The 3,838-nt window shown below is 39.2% G+C and carries 4 protein-coding genes; 3 read left to right on the top strand and 1 reads right to left on the bottom strand.

The genetic code is table 11. The annotated features are described in order from the left end of the window. From ACT3RM_RS17145 to ACT3RM_RS17155, 3 genes are all read left to right on the top strand, one after another. On the top strand, window positions 1–706 hold a 706-nt coding region (locus ACT3RM_RS17145), incomplete at its 5' end, for a site-specific integrase (protein WP_444511457.1). Further along, window positions 703–1,353 (top strand): hypothetical protein, encoded by a 651-nt coding sequence (locus tag ACT3RM_RS17150; protein ID WP_161519138.1) that lies wholly within the window; start codon window positions 703–705, stop codon window positions 1,351–1,353. The genes ACT3RM_RS17145 and ACT3RM_RS17150, both read left to right, overlap by 4 nt. Window positions 1,354–2,035: 682 nt before the next feature. Continuing rightward, window positions 2,036–2,839 carry a replication initiation protein gene (locus tag ACT3RM_RS17155; RefSeq protein ID WP_161519135.1) on the top strand — a complete coding sequence of 268 codons (804 nt, stop codon included), beginning with the start codon at window positions 2,036–2,038 and terminating at the stop codon, window positions 2,837–2,839. Between the two features lie 569 nt (window positions 2,840–3,408). On the opposite strand, the gene ACT3RM_RS17160 is transcribed toward ACT3RM_RS17155, so the two are convergent. Beyond that, entirely contained in the window at window positions 3,409–3,552 is a 144-nt protein-coding gene (locus tag ACT3RM_RS17160; RefSeq protein ID WP_404821839.1) for a type II toxin-antitoxin system RelE/ParE family toxin, read from the bottom strand. Window positions 3,553–3,838 lie beyond the last annotated feature (286 nt).

Genomic DNA, 3,838 nt, shown 5'->3' on the forward strand with positions numbered 1-3,838 from the left:
AATTCAATACCTTGAAGCAAGAGGACTAGAGGTAGGACAGAAAACGCTTGATATGGAACGCCAGGCAATTCAATCAATGCTCACTCATGTAACTGGTAAGCTTGAACAAGGAAAAACCTTACCTTATGTCGAATCAGAGTTTAAACAAGCACTTTCAAGTCGCACTTATACAACAGAGCAAATGAAGTTAGTTTCTGAGTCGCAGACAGAACGAAATGCTTTATCAACTCAAATCGCTTATGCCGCCGGACTCAGGGCTCATGAGCTATATACTCTCTCTTATGCATCGGAAAAACAAGCAAGTGAAAGACCTGCACTAGATAGTAAATTTCAAGGGAGAGAGGGCGTAATTTATACCGTTACCGGTAAAGGCGGGTTGATTCGAGAAGTTCTTATCCCTACACAGCTTGCAAGTAAATTAGAAGAACGTAGGCTCGATACACCGCAAAAAGTCACAGATCGCGGTGTCCATTACGAACAAAAATATGACATTGGTGCTGGTCACAAATGGTCTAATTCATATACACAAGCCTCAAACCGCGTACTTGGTTGGTCTAGGGGAGCCCATGGATTACGCCACAGTTATACTCAAGAAAGGATGAACGAGTTACAAAATTCTGGTTATTTTCGCGATACAGCTCTTGAAACAGTAAGCCAAGAACTCGGTCATTTCCGCCCTGAAATTACAGAGATCTATTTACGATGAAAACAACTTATATTGCCTTTTTAATTCTTATTGCTGCATGCCTAGGGCTTTGGCATTCAATCGATGTACTGAGTAGTACAACGCTTTTAATAGAAGAAAATGGGGATTATTTTAGAGATAACTACACAACGACAGAACGCTTTTTAGAATTATGGCCAATCAGCATAATTGTTGGGTTAGTTGTAGCAGTAATTATAGCCGCCATTACTTTACTGGTGTTTGACGCAAGCCAAAACAGCGAAGTGAAAAACCTAAAAGATGAACTTAAAAAGAACCTACAGCACTACGAAAGCTTAAAAGAACAGTGCGTATATGACGTTGAAAACGCACAAGAAAGAGCGAGAAAAAACGCAGCGCTTGAAGTAGAGAACCAACACATAGAAATTGAAGCGAGAAAAAACGCAATATTAAAGAAAGAAAGAGAATTAAACCGTACACAGATAAATCTAAGTCAAAAGTTACATGAACTAAACAAAACTATCGATGAAAATAACCAGTTGGTGAAGCACTACAAGCAAGAGGCTCAAAAAGCTAAAAACAAAGCTAAAAATCACAGCACCGCCATTGGGCGAAAAAACAATATCATCAGCAAACTAAAAACTGATCCTGAATACTTAAACAGATTTATAGAAAAAAATTATAATTAGTGTTCTTGAATCACTATCGATGATCCTAATTTTAACTTGGCGAAGCCGTAGCGAGGAACGAGCGCGACTTTACAGAGTTAAGTGTAAAACAGTCCTCAAAACGCGTTCCCCAATCTTCCAGCTAAAAAAAAAAGCTAATCGTGCCCTGATAAACATCTCTTAACGGAGCTTAAATGCTCTGCTAGGAGATTTCATAGGCACATACATTAAACAACCTTGCTCCTTACGAAAAGCCTCTCAAAATCGCTCTGAGAGAGCAGGTGTGCATTTTGGGGTATGCCGGTACGAGTGAAACGAGGGGAAGGGCCGGCAGGGGCAACGCCCCTAAGAGGGGTTGGCACCAAGTAAATTTTTGAAATGCGTTATCCACAAATTTCAGCTGAATTTACCTTTAAAAACTTTATGTATAACTTAAAAGACTTTAAAGACTTAGGAGTTCACTTAAGCTATTGTAAGTTATAAAGAATAAATTTTAAAGGTGTGCGTCTACCGAGTTAAAGGTGTGCGTCTACCGAGTTAAAGGTGTGCGTCTACCGAGTTAAGGTGTGCGTCTACCGAGTTAAAGGTGTGCGTCTACCGAGTCATGTGGATAAAAACCCACCTCTTTTACACGGGTGTATATTGACAAAGTCAGCAACACACCTATAAAGTAGGTGTGTGATTAAAAAAACAAAGTACACCTATGAAATTAACCAACGTATCGAGTAAAACAAAAGTTCGGCATAAAACTGATATAAACAAAACACTATCTAAGATGCCCTTATCATCTAGGCGCGTTTTATTTATGGCTATTGCTCAACTTGACTCTAAAAAGATAGTAAAACAAGGCCAAGTGTTTCGTATATACGCTAGTGAGTATGCAAAAATAGCTAAGCTGGAAATGAATACAGCCTACGAACAACTAAAATCCGCTACGTTGGATTTACAGAAACAGATAATAGGAATCCCAAAAGATCAACTTTTACCGCCTATAGCTCGTCAAGGAGATCGGCCTTGGAAGAAACCTAGCGGTAAAGGGGTTCGCATGCTTAACGTCACTGAATACTGTGACTATGAGGACGGTGACGGTTACGTAGATATTAGCTTTAGTCGTCAAATGGAGCCGTATATTTGCATGATAGAGGGTAATTTCACTACTCAAGTGCTTATCTCTAGCGCACGACTCAGAGACACAAATGCCAGTAACATATATCAACTTATAAGGCAGAAAATAAGTCAGAAGAAAGACCGTTTTTTTGAAATTACTGTTGAAGAACTAAAGGAAGAGCTTGGGCTTTACACAATAAAGAATAAGGAAAAAGTTTATTCTTATCCGTTGTTTAAAGAGTTTAATCGCAGTGTTATCAAGCAAAGCATCGATACCATTGAAGACACTACTGAAATAAAGAATATAAGCGTTGAAATCATCGAGAGGAAGCAGCGTAAAGCAACTAAGCTAAGATTCTCTTATCGAGTAGATGACCAAATGAAGTTTGAGGGATTTTAGCTAAACTTGCTTTCCAGATAGCCCATACCGAGATTTATGCTCAATTCAGCACGAAATTCAACTTTATTCATATTCACAATAAGAGTAAAATCCCCAAAAAAATGAGATACTGCTTCCAAGTAAGGGTACAAATGATATTTGCTTATACATGTCCTAAATGCCAAAAAGAGCGAGCTATTGCCCGAATAAAAAGAACATTTCCTGAAAGGGCATTTTTCAAAAGAAATCAAACAAAATGCCAGTGCCAACACTGTCAGCATGTTTTCTTCATCAATTGTTCGGCATGAATCCCCCCTTCCGAACAATTGATGAAATTAAGCCAAACAATTTTGGTGTTTATTATTCCTATTATGGTAAATAGCAAAGTTTGCTATCAGAAATAGACCTCAGAAGCCCTCAAACGCTCTTAGCGAAGATTTTGGACACTTGATCAAGGCAATATGCTTCCATAGCACCTTGTAAGTTTGTGACAGTTTTAGAGCGATTTACATAGCAAAATCCAGCGCGTTCATTTGAAACAAAAAACGCCCTCTAAGGGGCGTTTTTTGCATTTATCGCTCGAGCTGATTTTAAAGATGCAACATAGGGTTCATCTGCTGATGCAAAATGCGGATAACAAAGATATCAAGATCTCGAACTCGATAAAAAATAGCGTGCTTTTGATGATCATGCCGGCGAATGCCAGGACGAAGATCAGAGCAATCTCGATGTATTTACAATTGTATACACACATTGTATTCCACTGACACAACTTTGCAAGCTCCAAAAACGGATTAAAATCGCCTGTGGGCGATTTTAAACGTTTTTGTGAGCCAACAAGCGCAGCGCGTTAGCCTCTGCCAAAAACAGCGTTAAAATTTCAGACCTGTAAAAATCCGCCCCCGCTAGGTATAACTTCGCTGTGCTCGTTTATACCCAGCGGGGGCGGTGCATCCGGAGTTTTCACGCTCAGAATTTCACGCAATGCTCTTATGTGTGAGTAAACTTGAAATATCCATA

Origin of the sequence: Pseudoalteromonas sp. AOP7-A1-14, assembly GCF_052376275.1 — a bacterium.
In the GTDB taxonomy this organism is placed as follows: Bacteria; Pseudomonadota; Gammaproteobacteria; order Enterobacterales; family Alteromonadaceae; genus Pseudoalteromonas.